The organism is Streptomyces sp. NPDC021225 (assembly GCF_044332865.1).
Taxonomy (GTDB): domain Bacteria; phylum Actinomycetota; class Actinomycetes; order Streptomycetales; family Streptomycetaceae; genus Streptomyces.
Map to the genome: position 1 here is coordinate 235,169 of NZ_JBIRPV010000013.1, position 20,549 is coordinate 255,717.

Annotated in this window: 14 protein-coding genes and 2 pseudogenes; 12 read left to right on the plus strand and 4 right to left on the minus strand. The window is 74.1% G+C overall.

Going from position 1 to position 20,549, the window contains the following annotated elements; translation table 11 throughout:
• Positions 1-99: 99 nt before the first annotated feature.
• The 3 genes from ACH4S9_RS39040 (at position 100) to ACH4S9_RS39050 (ending at position 8,382) form a co-directional block, all read left to right on the plus strand.
• The gene (locus ACH4S9_RS39040) at positions 100-1,632 is read left to right on the plus strand and encodes a hypothetical protein (RefSeq protein ID WP_398376447.1); all 1,533 of its coding nucleotides are present in this window, start codon (positions 100-102) and stop codon (positions 1,630-1,632) included.
• A 124-nt stretch (positions 1,633-1,756) separates the two neighbouring features.
• A complete protein-coding gene (locus ACH4S9_RS39045; protein WP_311726780.1) occupies positions 1,757-2,695 on the plus strand; it encodes a hypothetical protein in 939 nt (312 codons plus the stop codon).
• 77 nt (positions 2,696-2,772) lie between these two features.
• On the plus strand, positions 2,773-8,382 hold the full coding sequence (locus ACH4S9_RS39050; protein WP_398376449.1) for a hypothetical protein: 5,610 nt from the start codon (positions 2,773-2,775) through the stop codon (positions 8,380-8,382).
• Between the two features lie 187 nt (positions 8,383-8,569).
• Here the strand turns inward: ACH4S9_RS39050 and ACH4S9_RS39055 are convergent, their stop codons facing one another.
• Complete coding sequence (locus tag ACH4S9_RS39055; protein WP_385344454.1) at positions 8,570-9,061, minus strand: hypothetical protein; 492 nt, start codon at positions 9,059-9,061, stop codon at positions 8,570-8,572.
• 303 nt (positions 9,062-9,364) lie between these two features.
• Here ACH4S9_RS39055 and ACH4S9_RS39060 point away from each other — a divergent pair, with 303 nt between their 5' ends.
• The 5 genes from ACH4S9_RS39060 to ACH4S9_RS39080 all read left to right on the plus strand — a co-directional run bounded on the left by ACH4S9_RS39060 (position 9,365) and on the right by ACH4S9_RS39080 (position 14,123).
• On the plus strand, positions 9,365-12,280 hold the full coding sequence (locus ACH4S9_RS39060) for a nitrate- and nitrite sensing domain-containing protein (RefSeq protein WP_398376450.1): 2,916 nt from the start codon (positions 9,365-9,367) through the stop codon (positions 12,278-12,280).
• On the plus strand, positions 12,277-12,702 hold the full coding sequence (locus tag ACH4S9_RS39065) for a roadblock/LC7 domain-containing protein (RefSeq protein ID WP_311726776.1): 426 nt from the start codon (positions 12,277-12,279) through the stop codon (positions 12,700-12,702). Before ACH4S9_RS39060 ends, ACH4S9_RS39065 begins: the two co-directional genes overlap by 4 nt.
• 15 nt (positions 12,703-12,717) lie before the next feature.
• Positions 12,718-13,113 carry a DUF742 domain-containing protein gene (locus ACH4S9_RS39070; RefSeq protein WP_311726775.1) on the plus strand — a complete coding sequence of 132 codons (396 nt, stop codon included), beginning with the start codon at positions 12,718-12,720 and terminating at the stop codon, positions 13,111-13,113.
• Positions 13,094-13,687, plus strand: coding sequence for an ATP/GTP-binding protein (locus ACH4S9_RS39075; RefSeq protein WP_311726774.1), 594 nt, complete (start codon positions 13,094-13,096; stop codon positions 13,685-13,687). Before ACH4S9_RS39070 ends, ACH4S9_RS39075 begins: the two co-directional genes overlap by 20 nt.
• Positions 13,688-13,841: 154 nt before the next feature.
• Positions 13,842-14,123: a metal-sensitive transcriptional regulator gene (locus ACH4S9_RS39080; RefSeq protein WP_311726974.1), complete on the plus strand. Its 282-nt coding sequence runs from the start codon at positions 13,842-13,844 to the stop codon at positions 14,121-14,123.
• 70 nt (positions 14,124-14,193) lie between these two features.
• Here ACH4S9_RS39080 and ACH4S9_RS39085 read toward each other — a convergent pair whose 3' ends face one another.
• Both ACH4S9_RS39085 and ACH4S9_RS39090 read right to left on the minus strand, forming a co-directional pair.
• Complete coding sequence (locus tag ACH4S9_RS39085) at positions 14,194-15,396, minus strand: lipid-transfer protein (RefSeq protein WP_398376453.1); 1,203 nt, start codon at positions 15,394-15,396, stop codon at positions 14,194-14,196.
• Positions 15,393-15,860: a zinc ribbon domain-containing protein gene (locus ACH4S9_RS39090; RefSeq protein ID WP_361185138.1), complete on the minus strand. Its 468-nt coding sequence runs from the start codon at positions 15,858-15,860 to the stop codon at positions 15,393-15,395. The genes ACH4S9_RS39085 and ACH4S9_RS39090 overlap by 4 nt, the downstream gene beginning before the upstream one ends.
• Positions 15,861-15,976: 116 nt before the next feature.
• Between ACH4S9_RS39090 and ACH4S9_RS39095 the strand changes: the two genes are divergently transcribed.
• The 4 genes and pseudogenes from ACH4S9_RS39095 to ACH4S9_RS39110 all read left to right on the plus strand — a co-directional run bounded on the left by ACH4S9_RS39095 (position 15,977) and on the right by ACH4S9_RS39110 (position 19,670).
• Positions 15,977-17,005, plus strand: coding sequence for an ABC transporter ATP-binding protein (locus ACH4S9_RS39095; protein WP_398376456.1), 1,029 nt, complete (start codon positions 15,977-15,979; stop codon positions 17,003-17,005).
• A gap of 253 nt (positions 17,006-17,258) precedes the next feature.
• Positions 17,259-17,978: pseudogene (locus tag ACH4S9_RS39100) on the plus strand (extracellular solute-binding protein); the annotation flags it as partial.
• Between the two features lie 658 nt (positions 17,979-18,636).
• Positions 18,637-18,819: pseudogene (locus ACH4S9_RS39105) on the plus strand (ABC transporter permease); the annotation flags it as partial.
• Positions 18,820-18,857: 38 nt separating this feature from the next.
• Complete coding sequence (locus ACH4S9_RS39110; protein WP_398376458.1) at positions 18,858-19,670, plus strand: ABC transporter permease; 813 nt, start codon at positions 18,858-18,860, stop codon at positions 19,668-19,670.
• Positions 19,671-19,709: 39 nt separating this feature from the next.
• Here the strand turns inward: ACH4S9_RS39110 and ACH4S9_RS39115 are convergent, their stop codons facing one another.
• Positions 19,710-20,513, minus strand: coding sequence for a M15 family metallopeptidase (locus tag ACH4S9_RS39115; protein WP_311726769.1), 804 nt, complete (start codon positions 20,511-20,513; stop codon positions 19,710-19,712).
• Positions 20,514-20,549 lie beyond the last annotated feature (36 nt).

The window sequence follows — 20,549 nt, forward strand, 5'->3', positions numbered from 1 at the left end:
CCGGGCCGGCACAGGCCTTAGACTGACGGTTCGGTCGACGCGCTCGGCCGCTCCGCGCCGTTTCGTCCGTTGTCGGTAGGAGCGCCTAATCTGTGCGACGTGACTTCTCCACCGCCTGGGGCGGCCGCGCCCCAGCTCAACGGGTACGCCGGGGCCGCGCGCCCGGCCCCGGGCCCGGCCGCCGACGAAGGCCTGGCCCGGCGGCTCCGCGCGCTCGCCTGCACCGCGCCGCTCCACGACCTCGACGCGCGCAAGGGCAGCCTGGCGGGTGAGTACTCGGTGTACGCGATGGCGGAGGTCGCCCTCGCCGCCATCGACCTGGTCACGCTCAACATGGACTTCGACACCGGCGCCGACCACGACGAGATAGTGGCCAGGCTGCTCCCTCGCGTCGCCGCCCAGGCCCCGGAGCGGCCCGCCACCGAGCACGAGCGCGTCGCCCGCTGGGTGCTGGAAAACCTGATCAACGTCGGCAGTGTGGACCGCGGCTTCCGCGCGGTGTACGGCACGTTCGGCCCCGACGGCGTCTATGTGCGCCGCGACTACGACTTCAAACTGGTCGAAGAGGTGCCGGGCCCCGGCGGCAGCGTCTATCTGCGCACCACCGACGAGGCGGTCAACGTCCTGGTCGGCGCGCTCGACACGGACGTGACCAGCGCCCAGATCGCCGCCGAGGTGAAGCTGGAGGTGCTGGTCAGCCGCGGCCGCCTCGCCGACGCCCAACTCGCCGCCGAGCAGGCCCGCTACCGCACCGTGCAGTACTCCGAGACGCTGCGCCGCACCCTGGACGCCACCCGGCGCAACGTCCGCGCCGTCGACTGGCTGAGCACGGTCCCCGACCTGATCAGCGAGGCCCTGGACCACGTCGCCGACCGCTACCGCCATGAGAACGCGATCCTGACCAATATCCGCAAGGCCCGCGACGAGGCGGAGAGCGCCGAGAACAAGCGCCGCGCCGCCGAGCTCGTCGACATAGTGAAGGACTGCATCCGCCGCCACACCCAGCTTCAGTCCCGGCTGCTGGAGGCCGGGCCGCTGTTCCGCGCCGAGCAGGACCGCCAGGCCTTCGCCACACCGGCCGCGCGCGCCGGGCTCGACCTGTACGGGCAGCTCCTCGCGCCCGTGCTGCCGCTCCCCGTGGACCGCGCCCTCCGCGTCACCGACGCCTTCTTCGCCCGCGGCACGGGGCTGCGCACCCCGACGTCCGTGCGCGTCGGCGACCTGGTGGACATGCTGCTGACCCCGCCCGTCGAGCGTGAGCACCTGGGTGCGGAGATGCCCGAGCCGGACCTGATCGCCACCCCCGACGACAGCCGCTTCAGCGAGGAGCAGCTGGCGACCGCCATGCAGCTGCTCGACCTCCCGGCCGACGCCCCCCGCAGGCTCTCCGGCCTCCTGGCCGAGGCCCGCCGCCGCGACCGCGAACTCCCGTATCTGATCGCCCTGTTGGCCGTGCACGCCGCGAGCCCGCCCGTCGGCACCGCCTACCGCCAGGGCGAGGAGCGGCTGCTGTTCGCCGTCGACGACGGCACCGATCTGGACGACCCGGAGTTCGGCGGCGCGGATCTGATCGTGGGCATGGCAATGCTGGACGCGGCCGGGATGGCGGCGGACCGCGCGGAGGTGGCGTAATGCGCGTGTTGTGCCGATACGGCGGCCCGGCCCCGGCCCGCGAGACCGCCGCGGCCCGCCGGACCGCTGACGCCCGCCGGCCCGCCGCAGCCCGCTGGACCGCCGCCCCCAAGGAGCTTCACCCGTGACCGAGTACGATCCCGCGGACGCCGCCCAACCTGACCTGATGCCGTCGGCCCCGGGCGCGCCGGGGGCAGCAAGCGCGTCAGGTGGTGGTGCGGGCGCGTCGGCGGGCGCGCCCCTCACCCCCGCCGACGCGGCCGACGCGGCGCGCCTGGTCGCCTTCGGGCTCCAGCCCAAGCTGCTGCCCGCCCGTGACGTCGAGTACGCCGAGCTGCTGCGCCGCCACCGCGACGACCCGGCGTTCGCGCGGCTGGCCGACGCGGTGGCCGCCGGCCTCGGACTGATCGTGCTCGAGGTCTCCACCCGGGCCGGGATGGCCCTGGCCGCCGCCGAGGACTCCGTCTTCGCCGTCCGCATGGGCGACTACGCCCGCCGCGCCTCGACCGACTCCGCCGACCGCTTCCTGCACGGCCTCGCCCATCTCGCCGTCGCCGCCATGGCCTTCCCCCGCCCAGAGGACCTCGCCGACGACGGCTACATCGGGCGCGTCACGGTCAACGGCATCGACGCCTTCGTACGACAGGCCTGCCGCCGCCTGGAGGAGCGGGCCGAGGAGCAGGGGGAGAACACCGACCCGACCACCGACGCCCCCGGCCTGGAGGCGGCCTGGCGGGTGTACGCGCGGCGCAGCGCCACCGGCGCCACCAAGGACGCGCGGCGGCTGGCCGGTTCGACGACCGGCATCGTCGGCAAGGCCGTCGCCTTCCTCGTCGACTCCGGTTTTCTCCAGCGCACCGGGGACGACGCAGGAGGCGCGTACCGCACCACCGCCCGCTACCAGCTCCAGGTCCGCGACATGGCGGGCAGCGCCGCCATGGCCGAGCTGCTCGAACTGGGCGTGGTGCCCATGAGCGACGGCAGCGCGACCCTGCTGCCGCCGGACGAAGGCGACGACCTGGACCTGGTCGCCGACGCGGGCCTGCCCTTCCACGCCACCTGACCCGACCTGGGCACCCCCGCCCCCACCCGACGACCCGCACCTACCGACCACCGTCACGACAACGAGAGTCCGCCGCCATGTACGAGCTGTCCCGGGTCCGCCTCTACTCCATCGGGCCGGCCGGTGCGCGCTATGCCGACACCGTCCTGGACCTGCGCGGAGTCGGCGAGCCGGTGCCCAGCCCCGCCCCCACCCAGGCGGAGTTCTTCGAGGAGGAGCCCGTCGGCCCGCCGCGCCGCCCCGCGCCCGCCGGCGTGCTCTTCCTGGAGAACGGCGGCGGCAAGTCCGTCCTGCTCAAGCTGATCTTCTCGGTGATGCTCCCCGGCCACCGCAACACCCTGGGCGGCGCCAGCTCCGGCGTGCTGCGCAAGTTCCTGCTCGCCGACGACTGCGGGCATGTCGCGCTTGAGTGGCAGCACACCGTCACCGGCGAGACCGTCGTCGTCGGCAAGGTCAGCGAGTGGCGCGGCCGCCAGGTGTCCAACGACCCGCGGAAGTTCGCCGAGGCGTGGTACTCCTTCCGCCCCGGGCCGGGGCTGAGCCTCGACTCCCTGCCCGTCGCGGAGTCCGCGGCGGTGCGGCCCATCGTCGAGGGCGCCTCCACCGCCCGCGGCCGCCGCCGCACCATGAAGGGCTTCCGCGACGCGATCACCGAGGCGGACAAGGCCTATCCGCACCTCGACGTGGTCTGGGTGGAGATCCACGAGCGCTGGAACGAGCACCTCGGCGAGCTCGGGCTCGACCCCGAACTCTTCCGCTACCAGCGGGAGATGAACGCCGACGAGGGCGAGGCCGCCGGCCTGTTCGCCGTCAAGAACGACTCCGACTTCACCGATCTACTGCTGCGCGCCGTCACCGACACCCGTGACACGGACGGGCTCGCCGACCTCGTGCACGGCTTCGCCCACAAGCTGGGCCGCCGCGCGGAGCTGACCGCCGAGCGCGACTTCACGGCCGGTTCGCTGGATCTGCTGTCGCGCATCGCGGACGCGGGGGAGCGGCGCGAGCAGGCCCGCGGGGTGCACGCGGGCGCCGAGCGCCGCACCCGCACGCTCGCCCGGCGGCTGTCCGGGCGCGGCGCCGAGGAGCGCGAGCGCACCGCCGAACTCGCCCAGCAGGTCGCCACCGCGGCCCACGCCGTCACCGAAGCGGAGGAGGCGCGCGGGCGCAGCTCCCTGGTCGCCGCGGAAATCGCCTACCGGCACGCCTCGTTGGCGCTGGCCGCAGCGGAGAAGGGCGCGGCCGCGCAGCGCCGCGAGGTCAACGACGCCCGCACCCTGCACTCCGCGTGGCAGGCCGCCGAGACGGTGCTGCGCCACCGCGCCGCCGCCGACCGCTCGGCGCGCGTCGCCGCCGCGATCCGCGAGGCCGAGCGGGACGCCGCCCCCGCGCTCGCCGCCCGCGCCAAGGCCGCCGCCGACCTCGTACGCGCCCTGCACGCGGCGGCCGAGGACGGCGAGCGGCTGGCCAACGAGGAGGAGGAGCGCTCCGCCGCCCTCCAGGAGACGGGCGAGGCCGCCCACCGCGACGCCACCGCCGCCGCCACGGCTGCCCAGCGCGCCCGCAGCGAGACCGAGCACCTGCGGCAGCGGCTCGCCGAGGTCGAGCAGGAGACCGCCGAGGCGGTCCGCGCCGGCTGGCTGGACGACTCCGCCCCCGACGCCGATCCGGCCCGCGCCGCCCTCGCCGCCAGCGACGCGGAGAAGACCGCCGTCGCCGCCTGGGACGTCGCCCGCGAGGCGGCCCGCCGCACCGCGGACACCGCCCAGGCGGCCGCCGCCGAGCAGTCCCGCACGGAGCTGGCCGCCGCCCGCGCGGCCGACGCGTCCCGCGCGGCGGAGGCGGCTTACGACGCGGAGCGCCGGGCGGCCGAGTCCCTCGGCTCCGAACAGCGCCTCGTCGAACTCCTCGGCCTCCCCGGTGCCACCCCGGCCACCCCGTCCGTCCCGGCCCCCCGCGCCGGGCGGCCGCTGGCGGCCGAGGCCGGCTCGCCCGGGCCGGTGACGATGCGCGTCGACGAACTGGAGCAGCCCGCCCCCGGGCGCCACCCCCGCTCCCTACCGGCCGAAGCCCGCCCGCCCGGCGGCGTCTCCGCCCATGTGAACGAGCCGGAGAACGCCCCCGAAGAGAGCGCGGGCACCGCCGACCCGGCCGCCCCGGACGAGGACTGCTGGTCCCCCGAACTCAGCGACGACCGGCCCGCCACGTCTGGCAGCGCCGAGAGCGCAACGGCCGCTACGGCCCGTCAGGATGACGCCGCGGCGGCCGGTCACGGCCCGGCCGACGGTGAGCCCGGCCTGGGCGGGCCGGGTGCCGCCGTCGGCGGGCCCGCGGCGGACGCGGGGACTCCTCCGGCCGAGGGCGCGCCCGGCGTTACGGCCCATCAGGCCGGGGATGCGCCCGCCGACGGGGACGGCGGAGCCGAGGCCGCGACGGGCGCCACGGCTCGTGGGGAGGAGAGCCCGACCGGCGGCGCGGCGCGCGGCGCCGATGGGGCAACCGGCGTGGCGGTGTCCGGGCCTGGCGGCCCGACCGGCGATGCCGTGCGCCCGGCCGAAGGTGCGTCAGGCAGGGCGGTGCGCGGAGCCAAGGGTGACACGGCTCCCGGGGAAGCCGGCCCGACCGGCGATGAGGGCGTCACCCCCGGCCAAGGTGCGGACGCGACCGGCGACGCGGCGCGCCGGGCCGATGGCGCGACGGACGTGGTCGTGCCCGCGACCGACGTCCCGACCGGCGGCGCCGTACGCCCGGCCGGCGGCGCGGCGGGCGGAGCCAGGGGCGCTACGGCTCGCGGGGAAGGGAACCCGGCAGGGGCTTCGGCCCGGCGGGGTGAGGGCGCGACGAGCGGCGCCAGTGGCTCAGCCGGGCGCGCGGGCCGGGGGCAGGCGGCGGGTGGCGCCGCCGGGCGGGTCCGGGGGGAGGGGCCGCTGAGCGCCGAGGAGCTCGATCGGAGCGCCGACGCGCTGCGGGAGTTGCTCGACGAGAGCGTCGCGTCCGCCGAGCGGCAGCTGTTCGACCTGCGTACGGCCGCGGCCGACGACTCGCGGATCCTGGCCGCGCTCGGTGACGGCGGGCTGCTGCCGCCCAGCCCGGATGTGCTGGCGACGGTGGAGTACCTGGGCGAGCACGGCATCCCCGCGCTGCCCGGCTGGCGGTATCTGGCGCAGGCCGTGGACCCCACCGATCACGCCGCGGTGCTGGCCGCTCGGCCGGAGCTGGTCGACGGGGTGGTCATCACCGACCCCGACTCACACGTCCGCGCCCGCGAGGCGCTCGCCACGGCGTCGCTGCTGCCGCGCTCCGCCGTGGCCGTCGGGACGGCGGCCGCGCTGCTCGCGCCGACGCCGCCGCCGGGGGCGCAGGACGGCGGGGTGTTCCTGGTGCCGCCGAACCCGGCGATGCACGACGAGCGGGCCGCCGACGACGAGCGGCGCGAGCTGCGGGCGCGGGCCACCGCGCGGGACGAGGACATCCGGGGGCTGGCGGCCCGGCTGGCCGGGGACCGGGCGCTGGCGGCGCGGCTGTCGTCGTGGCGTACGGGCTGCCCGCCGGGGCGGCTCGCGGAGCTGGCGGAGGCGGCCGAGCGCGGGCGTGAGGCGGCCGAGGAGGCGCAGCAGGAGCTGGCGGAGGCCCGTACGGCGCGGGTGGAGGCGGACGAGGCGGCCGGCGAGACGGCCCGGGTGCGCGACGAGCGGCAGGAGGCGGCGCAGCGGGCCCGCCGGGCGGCCGACGCGCTGGCGGGGCTCGCGTTCCGGCTGCGGGAGCGGGCCGCGTGGCAGACCAGGCTGCGTGAACTGGCCGACGAGGCCGCGGAGTACGAGGAGCGGGCCGCCGCGTGCGTGGACCGGGCGCGCGCGGCCGACGAGGACCGGCGCGCGGCCCAGCGCGCGGCCGACGACGCGCACCGCACCGCCCGCGCGCTGCGCGCCGAGCGCGCCGAGATCGCGGGCGCGCCCGACGACGTGGCGGACGGCACCCCGCCGACCACCTCGCTGCCCGCGCTCCGCGAGGCGTACCGCGCGGCCTCGCAGGTGTACGAGAAGGTCGGGGTCGGCGCCGACCTGCGCGCCGAGCAGGCCCGTGCGGAGAGCGACGAGAGCGCCGCGCTGGCCTCGCTGGACCGGCTCACCAACAAGGTCCGCACCCGGGCCGCGCAGCTGCTGGAGAGCACCGACGGCGCGGACGCCCCGTCCCGCCAGGCGGCCGCGGCCCGCGCCGAGTCGCTGGTGCACACGATGGAGTCGCGCGCGTCGGCGGCGAGCGAGCAGCTGGGCCGGTTGCGCGGCGAGGCGGAGCGGCTGGCGCCCGCGGACGGCGACGCGCACACCGAGCTGCCGGAGGGGATGGTCCCGCAGGACGCCGAGCAGGCCAAGGAACTGCTGCGGACGGCCAACGCCGAACTCAGCACCCGTACGGACGCGTTGGAGACCGCCCGCACCACCCACAGCGAGCTGCTGCGCGCCCACCGCGCCGCCGAGGACGCGGCGGGCGGCTTCGAGGAGACCGCCGCGCTGCTGCGGGACCTGCTCCGCGACCACCAGGAGGCGGCCGTCGACGGGGCGGACGCGCAGCCCGACGCGTACGCCGGGAGCCTCGCGGAGGCCCGGCAGGCGGCCGCCGAGACCCGCCGCTCGCTGCGCGGCTGCGCGGGTGACCTGTCGGCGGCCGAGGCCGCCGTCCGGGAGGCGAGCGACGTGCTCGTACGGCATGCCAACGCGACCCGCTACGAGCAGGTGCGCACCCCCGCCCGGCAGCAGATCCGCGAGCTGCCCGCGGCCGCGCTGCCGGAGCACGCCGCGGCGTGGGCCGAGGCGTTCGCGCCCCGGCTGCGCGTCCTGACCGACGAGCTGGCCCAGCTGGAGCGCAACCGGGACAGCATCGTGGACCGGCTGCGCGGCCTGGTCGAGTCGTCCCTGGCGACCCTGCGCTCGGCCCAGCGGCTCTCCCGGCTCCCCGAAGGGCTCGGGGAGTGGTCGGGCCAGGAGTTCCTGCGGATCCGCTTCGAGGATCCGGACCAGGCGATGCTCGCCGAGCGGCTCGGCGAGGTCATCGACGAGGCGACCCGCTCCGCCGTGCGGAAGAACTCCGACCTGCGCCGCGACGGCATGTCGCTGCTGCTGCGCGGCGTGGACGCCGCGCTCCAGCCGCGCGGTGTGGCCGTCGAGATCCTCAAGCCGGACGCGGTGCTGCGCGCCGAGCGGGTGCCGGTCCGCCAGATGGGCGACGTCTTCTCCGGCGGCCAGCTGCTGACCGCCGCCATCGCCCTGTACTGCACGATGGCGGCGCTGCGCAGCAACGACCGGGGCCGGGACCGGCACCGCCACGCGGGCACGCTGTTCCTCGACAACCCCATCGGGCGCGCCAACGCGACGTATCTGCTGGAGCTCCAGCGGGCGGTCGCGGACGCGCTGGGCGTCCAGCTGCTCTACACCACGGGCCTGTTCGACACGACGGCGCTCGCCGAGTTTCCGCTGGTCATCCGGTTGCGCAATGACGCGGATCTGCGCGCGGGGCTGAAGTACATCAGCGTCGAGGAGCATCTGCGTCCTGGGCTGCCGCAGCGTGACGCGGAGGACGGCCAGGTGCACGGGCAGATCACGGCGACCCGGATGTACCGCCGCCCGGACGCCCCGGCCTCGGCCCCGGCTCCGGCGGACGCCCCGGCGGGGCAGCCCGGCCGGGGATAGCCCCTGCCGCGGCAGACGGCGCCGCGGCAAGCTGCGCCGCGGCAAGCTGCGCCGCGGCGAGCCGCGTCGTGGCGGTCGGCGTCGCAGCGGGCCGCGCCGTGGTAGAAGGCAGCACATGGTTCGGCGCCCGCCCAGCGGGGGCGGGCGCCAAACCCATTGAGGCCTCATGAGGCCCCATGAGGCCCCGTCAGGCCGCCGCGCCGCGCGCCGACCGGCGCTCCGCGGCCCGCGGCGAGCCGACCCGCTCCGCCTTCCGGGCCCGGCGGCGCTGCCGGCGCAGCTCCCGCGCCGTGCTGCTGGGCCGCGACACCACCCCGTAGCGCTGGTTCCACACCTGCCGCGTCACCCATACGTCCAGCACGCCCCACGTGGCCAGAACCGTGCTGGCCACGGTGGTCAGCACCGCGGGGAACGCCAGCCATGAGTCGGCCAGCGTGCTCAGCACCGCCACCATCGCCTGCGTCAACGTCACCGCGACGATGATGACCGCCCGCACCGCCGCCGTACGGACCGGATCGGGCAGCCGGCGCCTTCGGGCCGGTTCCTCGGTCCACAGCGGCCGCACCGCGCGCTCCGGGATGTCCCGATCCTTGTCCATGGCGTCCATGAAGCCCCTACACCTTTCAGCGGCTGCCCAGGTCCTGCGGGATTCAAAAAGCGGGACATGGGTCGTTTCCACCTTAGGTCCCCCCTTATTGTGCCCCCTCAGTGCACGAATAACAGCGCTGGGAGGTTCCCCCAGAGAGGGGAAAACCAGCCAAGGGTTGACTCATTCTCGTCCGTCGAAGCCGATAGTGGAGGGCCGGAAAGCGGGGGGTAAGTCAGGCATCACCGGACAACTCGTGATGGGGTCCGGGTGGGCCTGCCCCGGCATCTAGCGGACATGCCTTCGAGTTGCAGAACAGGCAGTAGTAGGCTCGCGCCGCTTGTTGTCGGAACTCGAACACCGCCCCCGTATAACGGGGTTGACGTTGGGGAGGCCATGCGCTTTCGCGGGAAATCGATCCGCCGGAAGATCGTGGCGCTGTTGCTGGTGCCACTTGTCTCGCTGACGGCAATCTGGGCCTTCGCTACAGTGATCACCGTTCGTGAGGCGATTCGACTGCTGGACGCCTCCGACATCATCGACAAGGCCGGTCAGCCGGCCGAGGATGCGGTACACGCCATCCAGAAGGAGCGCCGCCAGACCCTCATTCTGCTCGCCGATCCGCGCCAGGCCGACGCGCTGCCCGTCCTCCACGCGCTCCAGCGCAAGACCGACGAGGTCATGGGCACCCTGCGCGAGGCCGCCACGGACGGCGGCGTGCGCGACATGATGAACGACGAGTCGGAGGACCAGCTCTCCGCCATCCTCAAGGCGACCGAGGGCCTGGACGCCCTGCGCCGAAAGGTCGAGGACCGCGGCATCAACCGCGCGGCGACATATGAGTATTACAACAAACTCGTCGACCTCTGCTACAACTTCCGCAGTTCGCTGCACGCCGTGCCCGACACGGACCTGGACAAGCAGGGCCGCGCCCTGGTCGCCATGATCCGTGCCCGCGAGGCGCTCTCCCGCGAGGACGCGCTGTACGTCTCGGCGCTGACGGCGCGCAGGATGACGCCCGAGGACCTGCACGCGATCTCCGATCTGATCGCCGAGCGGAACCTGCTGTACGAGACCAGCCTGCCGATCCTGCCCGCCTCGGAGCAGAAGATCTTCGCGGATTACCGGCGCACCAAGTCCGCGCCCGCCGCCCTCCGCCTGGCCGAGGGCAAGCTGATGGCCTCGACCAAGCCGTCCGACGCGCTCAAGGCCCTGGACGAGGAGCACTGGGAGGTCGCAGCCCAGCCGGTGCTCAACGACTACGACCGGCTGGGCAAGGAGGCCACCGACCGCCTCCAGCAGCGCATCGACCCGGTGGCCGACGACGTCATGCTGCGGGCCTTCGCCGCCGGCATCCTGGGCCTGCTGGCCCTGATCGTCTCGATCTTCGTCTCGTTCCGGATCGGCCGCAGCCTGATCCGCGACCTGTCCCAGCTGCGCAAGGACGCCCAGGAGGCGTCCAGCGTGCGGCTGCCCCACGTGATGCGCCGTCTGGGCGCGGGCGAGCAGATCGATGTGGACACCGAGGCGCCCCGCCGCGACTACAGCCCGGACGAGATGGGCCAGGTCGGCCTGGCCCTCAACACCCTCCAGCGGGCCGCCGTCGAGGCCGCGGTCAAACAGGCCGAGCTGCGCCAGGGCGTCTCCGACGTCTTCGTCAACCTGGCGCGCCGCAGCCAGGTGCTGCTGCACCGCCAGCTGACGCTGCTGGACACCATGGAGCGGCGCACCGAGGACACGGACGAGCTCGCCGACCTGTTCCGCCTTGACCATATGACCACCCGTATGCGGCGGCACGCCGAGGGCCTGGTCATCCTCTCCGGCGCGGCCCCCTCCCGGCAGTGGCGCAAGCCGATCCAGCTGATGGACGTCGTCCGCGCCGCGGTCGCCGAGGTCGAGGACTACGAGCGGATCGAGGTCCGGCGCATGCCGCGGCTCGCGGTCAACGGCCCGGCGGTCGGCGACCTCACCCACCTCATCGCCGAGCTCCTGGAGAACGCCACCGTCTTCTCGCCCCCGCACACCTCCGTTCAGGTGCACGGCGAGCGGGTGGCCAAGGGGTTCACGCTGGAGATCCACGACCGGGGCCTGGGCATGACGTCCGATGCCCTGCTGGAGGCCAACCAGCGGCTCGCCGAGACCCCGGACTTCGAGCTGTCCGACACCGACCGGCTCGGCCTGTTCGTGGTCAGCCGGCTGGCCCAGCGGCAGGGCGTCCGGGTCTCGCTCCAGCCCTCCCCGTACGGCGGCACCACCGCGATCGTGCTCATCCCCTCGACCCTGCTCACCGACAGCGGCGAGCAGGGCCAGGAGGCCGAGGACTCCTACGAGCGCGGCCGGGAGCGCGGCGTCTCCGACGTCAGGATGGGCCCGGACAGCAGGCTTCAGGCCGTCGACGCGGCGCCGGTCGCCTTCTCCGACCGGGCGGGCCGCAAGGTGTCGGTGGTCGACGGACCGGTCGAACTCGAGCCGTCCGCAGTGCCGCTCGCGCCGGTCGCGAACGGGGGCGACATCGAGGACGACGACGAGGTGGGCGCGATCTTCCGCGCCCGCGGTCTGTCGCAGTCGCCGCCCGCGGGCGCCCGGCCCACCGGTCCCGTACCGCATCAACCGCACCAACCGCATCAGCCGGTCGCCGAGGTGCAGCATCAGCAGGCGCGGGACGGCGCCCCGGCCATGCGGGACGAGGGCGCTCCGGCGCCGCTGCCCCGCCGGGTGCCGCCGGTGCTGGTCTCGGACCACGGCCGCCCGGTGCAGGGCGCCTCGGGCGGCGGTCGGCACGCGCGGCCGCCGCAGGGCGCCGGGCAGCCGTCCTGGGCTCAGCGGCAGGACCGCCCGGAGGGCCAGGGCCCGTCCGGTGGCGGCGGCCAGGGCGGATCCCCGTCGGGCCGTCAGGGCGGGGCTCCGTCCGGCGGCCGGGACGGGTCCGCGGCCGGCGGCCAGGGCGGTTCCCCCTGGAACGCGGGCCGACCAGGTGCCCCCGCCCCCACCCCCGAACAGCAGGCTCCGACGGCCTGGAACGGGGAGCCCGCCCGCCCGGCGCGCGGCGTGCCGGCCCAGCGGTCGGCGTCCGGCCTCCCCAAGCGGGTGCGGCAGGCCAGCCTGGCACCCCAGTTGAAGAACGACCCCGCTCCGCAGACCGAGGCGGACCGCTACCCTGCCGAGACCGACCCCGAACGCGACGCCGAGCAGGCGCGGGCCACCATGGCCTCGCTCCAACGGGGATGGCAGCGCGGCCGACGCCAGACGTCCGGCGGCAGTGGTGGGGCGGACAGAGCACCTGGAACAACATATGAGGGGGACGGTCGATGACCGCACCGCACGCAGCACGGAACGCCTCGCCGAGGGCATCGGGCGAGCTGAACTGGCTGCTCGATGAACTGGTCGGGCGCGTCGGCAGCATCCGCAAGGCGCTGGTGCTCTCCGGGGACGGCCTGCCCACCGGCGGCTCCCGCGACCTGTCCCGCGAGGACGGCGAGCACCTGGCGGCCGTGGCCTCGGGCTTCCACTCCCTCGCCAAGGGGGTCGGCCGCCACTTCGACGTCGGGCGGGTCCGCCAGACCATCGTGGAGCTCGACGACGCCTTCCTGTTCGTCACCGCCGCCGGCGACGGCAGCTGTCTGGCCGTGCTCGCCGACGCGGACTCGGATGTCGGACAGGTGGCGTACGAAATGACGCTGCTGGTCAAGCGGGTGGGCGTGCATCTGGGCAGCGCGCCGCGATCCGGCGGGTGACGGGGGAGGGGGGAGATGACCGCAGAGGGTGAAGGCACTGCCCACTGGATCGACGACGCGGCGGGACCGGTGGTCCGGCCGTACGCGATGACACGGGGCCGCACCCGCAGTGCGGCCGAGGGAAAGCTCGACCTCATCGCGGTGGTCGTCGCCGACAGCGTGAGCCAGGTGCCCGTCGCCGACCAGACGTTGTCCCCGGAGCACATCGACATCGTCGAGATGAGCCGGGACTCCCCTCAGTCCGTCGCCGAGCTGGCGGCCGAACTCGACCTGCCGGTCGGCGTCGTCCGAGTGCTCATCGGTGACCTGTTGCACGCCGCACTCGTCCGAGTGTCCCGGCCCGTACCTCCGGCGGAACTGCCGGACGAGAGGATTCTGCGCGAGGTGATCAATGGTCTACGGGCACTCTGACCCGGGCCGCTCACACGTCATCGACCCGGTCACGCTGAAAATTCTGGTGGCGGGCGGGTTCGGCGCGGGCAAGACGACTCTGGTGGGCGCGGTGAGCGAGATCAAACCGCTGCGCACCGAGGAGCTGCTCACCGAGGCGGGCCGTCCGGTCGACGACATCGCGGGGGTGGAGGCCAAGACGACCACCACCGTGGCCATGGACTTCGGGCGCATCACGCTCCGCGAGGACCTGGTGCTCTATCTGTTCGGCACCCCGGGACAGGACCGCTTCTGGTTCCTGTGGGACGAGCTGGCGACGGGCGCGCTCGGTGCCGTCGTCCTCGCCGACACCCGGCGGCTGGAGGACTGCTTCGCCGCGGTCGACTACTTCGAGCGGCGCGGCATCGCCTTCACGGTCGCCGTCAACTGCTTCGAGGGCGCCCAGCGCTACCCGGAGGAGGCGGTGCGCGACGCGCTCGACCTCGACCCGGGCACGCCGGTCGTCCTGTGCGACGCACGGCAGCGGGAATCCGCCAAGGAAGTGCTCATCTCGGTCGTCGAGCACGCGATGATGGCCTCCGCGGCCAGGCGCTAGGCCGGCGCGCGCCGCCAGGTCGGCGTCGGCGATACGGCCCGTACCCCGCCGTCCGGGGTGCGGGCCGTGGTGTGTCTCGGGACGTCTCCGGCCGGGCAGGTCGCCCGCCGGGTATCTGGAAGGAGTGGCTGTGGAGCCGCAACCGGAGCCGGAACTGGAGCTGGAGCTGGCGGCCGAGGAGCTGACCGCGGTGCTGAACCGGCTGCGCCGGGCCCAGGGGCAGATCGCCGGGGTCGTCAGGATGATCGAGGACGGCCGGGACTGCGAAGAGGTGATCACTCAGCTGGCGGCCGCGTCCAGGGCGCTGGACCGGGCGGGTTTCGCGATCATCGCCAGCGGTCTTCAGCACTGTCTCGCCGACGAGAACGGCGCCCGGCCGCAGACCAGGGAGCGCAACCGGGTGCGGCTGGAGAAGCTGTTCCTGTCGCTGGCCTGACGCGCGGCCCGGGTCGGCGGCCCACGATTGCCGCCCCGCGACGACCCGGCACCGACCCGCACCGCGCCGCTCAGCGGACCGCGATCACCGACGACCCGTGCCCGAACAGCCCCTGGTTCGCGGTGATCCCGGTCCGCGCCTCCGCCACCTGCCGCTCCCCGGCCAGGCCCCGCAGCTGCCAGGTCAGTTCGCACACCTGGGCGATGGCCTGGGCCGGGACCGCCTCGCCGAAGGACGCGAGGCCGCCGCTCGGGTTGACGGGCAGCCGCCCGCCGAGCGCCGTGACGCCCTCGCTCAGCAGCTTCGCGCCCTCCCCGGCCCCGCACAGCCCCAGGTCCTCGTACCACTCCAGCTCCAGCGCGGTGGACAGGTCGTACACCTCCGCGAGCGACAGGTCCTCGGGCCCGAGCCCCGCCTCCTCGTATGCCGCCCGCGCGAGGGCGGAGCGGAAGGAGCCGGGCTCCGGGTCCGGGGCGGCCGCCGCCGAGTCGGTCGCGATGTCCGGCAGGTCCAGCTCGGTGCGCGGATAGCGCGGGGTGACGGTGGAGACGGCGCGGATCCGCACCGGCCGCCGGACGCCCCGCCGCCGGGCGAAGTCCAGGCTGCTCAGCACCAGCGCGGCCGCCCCGTCGGACGTCGCGCAGATGTCCAGCAGGCGCAGCGGGTCGGCGACGACCGGGGAGGCCGCGACGTCCTCGGCGCTGACCGCCGCGCGGTAGCGGGCGTTCGGGTTGGCGGCCCCCGCGGCCGCGTTCTTCACCTTGACCCGCGCGAAGTCGTCGGGCGTGTCGCCGTACCGGGCCATCCGGCGGCGGGCCCAGAGGGCGAAGTACGCGGGGTTGGTGGCGCCCAGCAGCCGGAAGCGCAGCCAGTCGGGGTCATCGGGCCGGTCGCCGCCCACGGGCGCGAAGAAGCCCTTGGGCGCCGCGTCCGCGCCGACGACGAGCACGGTGTCCGCCAGCCCGGCCAGGATCTGGGTGCGGGCGGTCTGAATGGCCTGCGCGCCGGAGGCGCAGGCCGCGTACACACTGGTCACCCGCGCCCCCTGCCAGCCCAGTGCCCGCGCGAAGGTCGCGCCCGCCACCTGCCCGGGGTAGCCGCTCCGCACGGTGTTGGCGCCGACCACGGAGTCGACGGCGGGCCAGTCGAGACCGGCGTCGGCGAGCGCGGCGCGCGCGGCCACCGTGCCGTACTCGACGAAGCCGCGGCCCCACTTCCCCCAGGGGTGCATCCCGGCGCCCAGCACCGCCACCTCGCCGCCCGCCCCGGTCATGACCGCTCCTCGGCGCGGGGCGCGCCGCGCTTGACGGGTTGCCAGTTCCACGTGGTCCAGATGTGCTCGGCGTCCTCGTTCAGCACCCCGGGCACGGCCTCGACCTCCATCCCCACGGCCAGGTCGGCCACGGTCACCCCGGGCGCGCCCTGCCCGAGCACCACGATCCGCTCGGCCGCCAGCTCCACCGCGATCAGGGTGTACGGGCGCCACTCCACGCCGGGGTCGCTGACATACGGCGCGGGCGGCCGGTAGCGGCCGTCGGTGTACGACCAGACGCGGCCGCGCCGGGACAGCGGCACCTCGTCCAGCTCGGTGCCCGCGCAGCCGGGGTTGCGGCAGAAGGAGTCCTCCCGGGGGAAGAACACCGAGCGGCAGACCCGGCACCGCGTCCCCAGCAGCCGGAACTCCTCGCCCTCGGCGGTGAACCACCCGGGGACCACCGGTGTACGGGTGCGCGGCACGACGCCTCCCAGACAGCGGGACAACCAGAACTGACGATACGTCAGAAGTGTGGCACAGCGGCCGCGGGGCACGTAACCCCGGTATCAGGGGTACCACCCCAGCGAAGGGAGCACGCGTGGCCACGACGGAAGCGGCGGTCCGGCTGGCGGCCGTGAGCAAGGACTTCGGCTCCGTACGAGCGGTCGACGGCGTCGATCTCTCCCTCCCCGAGGGCGAGTTCTTCTCGCTCCTCGGCCCCTCCGGCTCCGGCAAGACCACCCTGCTGCGCCTGGTCGCGGGGATCGAGCGGCCCACCGCGGGCCGCGTCGAGCTGTCCGGCCGCGATGTCACCGCGCTGCCGCCCCACCGCCGCGACGTGCGCACCGTCTTCCAGGACTACGCGCTGTTCCCGCACATGAATGTCGAGCGGAACGTCGCGTACGCCCTGATGGTGCGCGGCGTGCGCAAGGCCGAGCGGCTCGCCCGCGCCCGCGAGGCCCTGACCACGGTCCGGTTGGACGGCTTCGGGCCGCGCCGCCCCGCAGAGCTCTCCGGCGGCCAGCGGCAGCGCGTCGCCCTGGCCCGCGCGCTGGTCGACCGGCCGGCCGTGCTGCTGCTGGACGAGCCCCTCGGCGCGCTCGACCTCGGCCTGCGCCGGCAGATGCAGACCGAGCTGAAGGAACTCCAGCGCACCACCGGCATCACCTTCCTCCTCGTCACCCATGACCAGGAGGAGGCACTGACCATGAGCGACCGCGTCGCGGTGGTCTCTGACGGCCGGATCGAACAGATCGGCCCGCCTGTGGAGGTGTACGAGCGCCCCGCCACCGCCTTTGTCGCGGGCTTTATGGGCAGCACCAACCTGCTGCGCGGCGCCGCGGCCGTCCGTGTGGTGGGCCGCCCGGGCGCCTACAGCATCCGGCCCGAGCGCATCCGCCTCGCCGGCCTCGCCGAGCCGTCCGCCGACGGGGAGCGGAGCGTGACCGGGCGCATCGCCGACATCGTGCACGCCGGGGCGCACACCCGCTTCACCGTTGTGCTTCCACACGGCGACCGGCTGACCGTGATCCGGCAGAACCTGGCTCAACTCCCGTGCGCCGTCCGCCCCGAGGCCGATGTCCGGCTGCTGTGGGACGACGACGACGCCTTTCCGCTGCCCGGCTGAGCCGGGAGGTTGACCTGGACATTGCATGAGGCGCCCTGGCGAGGCGGAATCCCGCCCCTGATACTGGCGGGATCCCGGACAGCCATGTCGTAGGGGAGGACCAGGATGCGGAAGACATTCGTGGGGAGGTCCGCGGCCGTGGCGTGCGCCCTGCTGGCCGCCACGGCATGTGGCTCGAACGGCGACGACGAGAAGGCGAAGGCCCCGGAGAAGCTCGGCAAGGGCGAGGGCAAGGTCAACATCATCGCGTGCGCACGGCCGGGGCGCCAACCTCCTCATGTACCGCACCGACAAGGTCAAACCCGCCCCCGACTCCTGGCGCGCCGTCTTCGACGACGCCGACGCCTACCGCGGCCACGTCACCGCGTACGACTCGCCCATCTACATCGCCGACGCCGCCCTCTACCTGATGAAGACCCAGCCGTCGCTGGGCATCAAGGACCCCTACGCCCTGGACCGCGGCCAGCTCGACGCCGCCGTCGCCCTGCTCAAGAAGCAGCACCGGGCGATCGGGGAGTACTGGAGCGACTACCAGAAGGAGATCACCGCCTTCTAGGGCGGCGACAGCGTCATCGGCACCACCTGGCAGGTCATCGCCAACCTCACCTAGGCCGAGAAGGCGCCGGTCAAGGCCGTACTGCCCAAGGAAGGCGCCACCGGCTGGTCCGACACCTGGATGGTCTCCGCCAAGGCCGAGAACCCCAACTGCGCCTACAAATGGCTCGACTGGATCGTCTCCCCGAAGGTCAACGCCCAGGTCGCCGAGTACTTCGGCGAGGCCCCGCCCAACGCCAAGGCATGCGCCCGGACCAAGGACCCCCGCCACTGCGCCGTCTACCACGCCGACGACGAGAGCTACCACCGGCAGGTCCACTTCTGGACCACGCCCATCAAGCAGTGCCTCGACGGACGCAAAAACACCACCTGCACCGACTACGCCCAGTGGACCAGGGCCTGGACCGAGATCAAGGGCTGGGATGGGAGCCCCCGCAGCCCGCCCGGCACCCGACCCATCCTCACCCCCCCGCCCCGGCCCCCGAGAGGCCCTGCTCGGCCTGCCACTGCTGTGGCTGACCCTGGCCTACCTCGGCTCGATCGGCGATCTTCACCTTCTCGCTCAGCGTCTCTGATCGGCTTGGGTTCCCTGAGTTGTCCTGGGTGATCCGGGGCGACGTCGGGTGGTTGGCTCGTGTTGATATGCCGACGGGGGTTGGAGTCCCGCGGGTGTGAGCCGGTTGTGGCCGCCTGGTGCGGTCGGTGCCGATCGTGTTCGGTTCCTGCTGCTGTCGACGCCGCTGGACGCGGCGGGTCTGGCGCGGTGGAGGTCGCCCTGCCGGACGCTTTCCGAGCCGATGTGGACCCGGTCGGGGCAGGGACCCCGCGTCGCTTCCCGGGCGCGGGGCGTTTGGTTCATGGGAGCTGTGGAGTCCGCTCCCTGTTCTGTTGGCAGGCCGACGCGGTATGAAGATTCGCGGCCAAGACTGCACCGTAGCGCCGTCGCTCTCACCGGCAACAGCCCCACCGGACATCTCACCCGATCGCGTGAATTTATCGAACGGGCGATCCAGAAAGTGCGGCTCGCCTGCCCAGAAACACCCAGGATCCTCAGGCCATTCGCACGACTGCTACACACCTTCGGCGACTACATCACCGTGCAGATCGTCGGCGGCAAGACCCAGCTGCTGGGAAACGTCATCGCCTCGCAGATCACCCTCGACCTGCCCATGGCAGCCGCGCTCTCCGCGGTGCCCGTCGTCCTGATCGTCTGCTATCTGGCCGCCGTACGCCGGGCGGGAGCCCTCGACTCCCTCTGAGACCCCGCCCGCCCGTCCTGTTCAAGGAGGTGCCGCCCGTGCGGCTGTCGCGCACCGCCCGCATCGCCCTCGGCTGTGTCACCGCCGCCGGGCTCGCCGTCGTCTACGCGCCCCTGCTGCTCGTCCTGCTCAACTCCGTCAACTCCGACCGGTCCTTCGGCTGGCCGCCCAGCGGCCTGACCGGCCGGTGGTGGCGCGCCGCGCTGCACAGCGACGGAGCGCGGGAAGCGCTGCTCACCTCCGTACGGGCCGGTCTCGCCGCGACCGCCATCGCGCTGGTGCTCGGCACCATGGCCGCCTTCGCCGTCCACCGCCACCGCTTCTTCGGGCGGCGCACCGTGTCCTTCCTGCTGGTGCTGCCCCTCGCGCTGCCCGGCATCGTCAGCGGCATCGCCCTCAACGCGGCCTTCCGCACCTTCCTCGACCCCTTCGGCGTCGGCTTCGGCCTGTTCACGGTGGTCGTCGGGCACGCCACCTTCTGCGTCGTCGTGGTCTTCAACAACGTCGGGGCGCGGCTGCGCCGGCTGGCGCCCTCGATGGCCGAGGCCTCGGCCGACCTCGGCGCACGCCCCTGGCAGACCTTCCGCCACGTCACGTTCCCGGCCGTACGCTCGGCGCTCTTCGCGGGCGGGCTGCTGGCCTTCGCGCTGTCCTTCGACGAGATCGTGGTGACGACCTTCACCGCCGGGCCCGGGACCAGCACCCTGCCCATCTGGATCTACGAGAACCTGGCCCGGCCCCACCAGGCGCCCGTCGTCAATGTCGTGGCCGCCCTGCTGGTCGCCCTCTCCGTGCTCCCCGTCCACATCGCGCAGCGGCTCTCCGCCGACCCGGCGGGCGGCCGGCTGTGAGCCGCGCCGCCGCCCGCCGGGCGCGGGGGAGCCCCCGCCTCAGTGGCCGCGCAACGACCGGTGCGAGACGGGAAAGTCGAAGTAGGTGTCCGGGAACAGCTCCGGCTTGTAGGTGTAGTGCCACCACTCCTCGGCCAGATTCACAAAGCCCAGGGCCTCCAGCGTGTCCTTCAGCAGCAGCCGGTTCGCCCGCTGCGCGCCCTGGATCCGCGGGTCCAGCGTGTGCGAGAGCGTGTCGAAGCAGTCGTAACCGGTGCCCATGTCCACGGAGTTGTCCGGGAACCGCTCGCCCTTCGGCGCGTAACACGGCACCAGCTTCTCGCCCGGCTCATACGGACGGGTGGGCACGGCGGGCAGCTTGACGATCGTCAGGTCCAGGGTGCTGCCCCGGCTGTGCCCCGACTTCTCGGCTATGTAACCGTCCTCGAACAGCCGCGTCTTGTCGACATCCGGGTAGAACTCCCCCTTCATCGACTGGTCGTCGAGGTCCTTCGCCCACTCCACGAAGTCGTTGACCGCGCGCTGCGGCCGATAGCAGTCGTACACCTTGAGCGTGTAGCCCTGGCGCAGCAGCGAGCCCTGCGCCCGGTGCAGGGCCTCGGCGGCCGGGCGGGTGAGGATGCACAGCGGCTCGAGGTAGCCGTCCACGCGGTGGCCGGTGAAGTTGTGCGGGGTGTCGTAGCGGATCTCCTGGAGGATCGTCGGGTCCACAGCGCTCAGCGCCACGAACTCCTTCGGCGCTTTGGGTTCGGCCCGGGCCTGCGCCGGGGCGGGGGCGGAGAGGGCCAGCAGGGCGGCGAAGGGCAGGGCGAGCGCGCGCAGCGCGACAGTGAATCTCGGCATGCCCACCTCAGATATCAGGGCGGCCGGGTCCGGAAC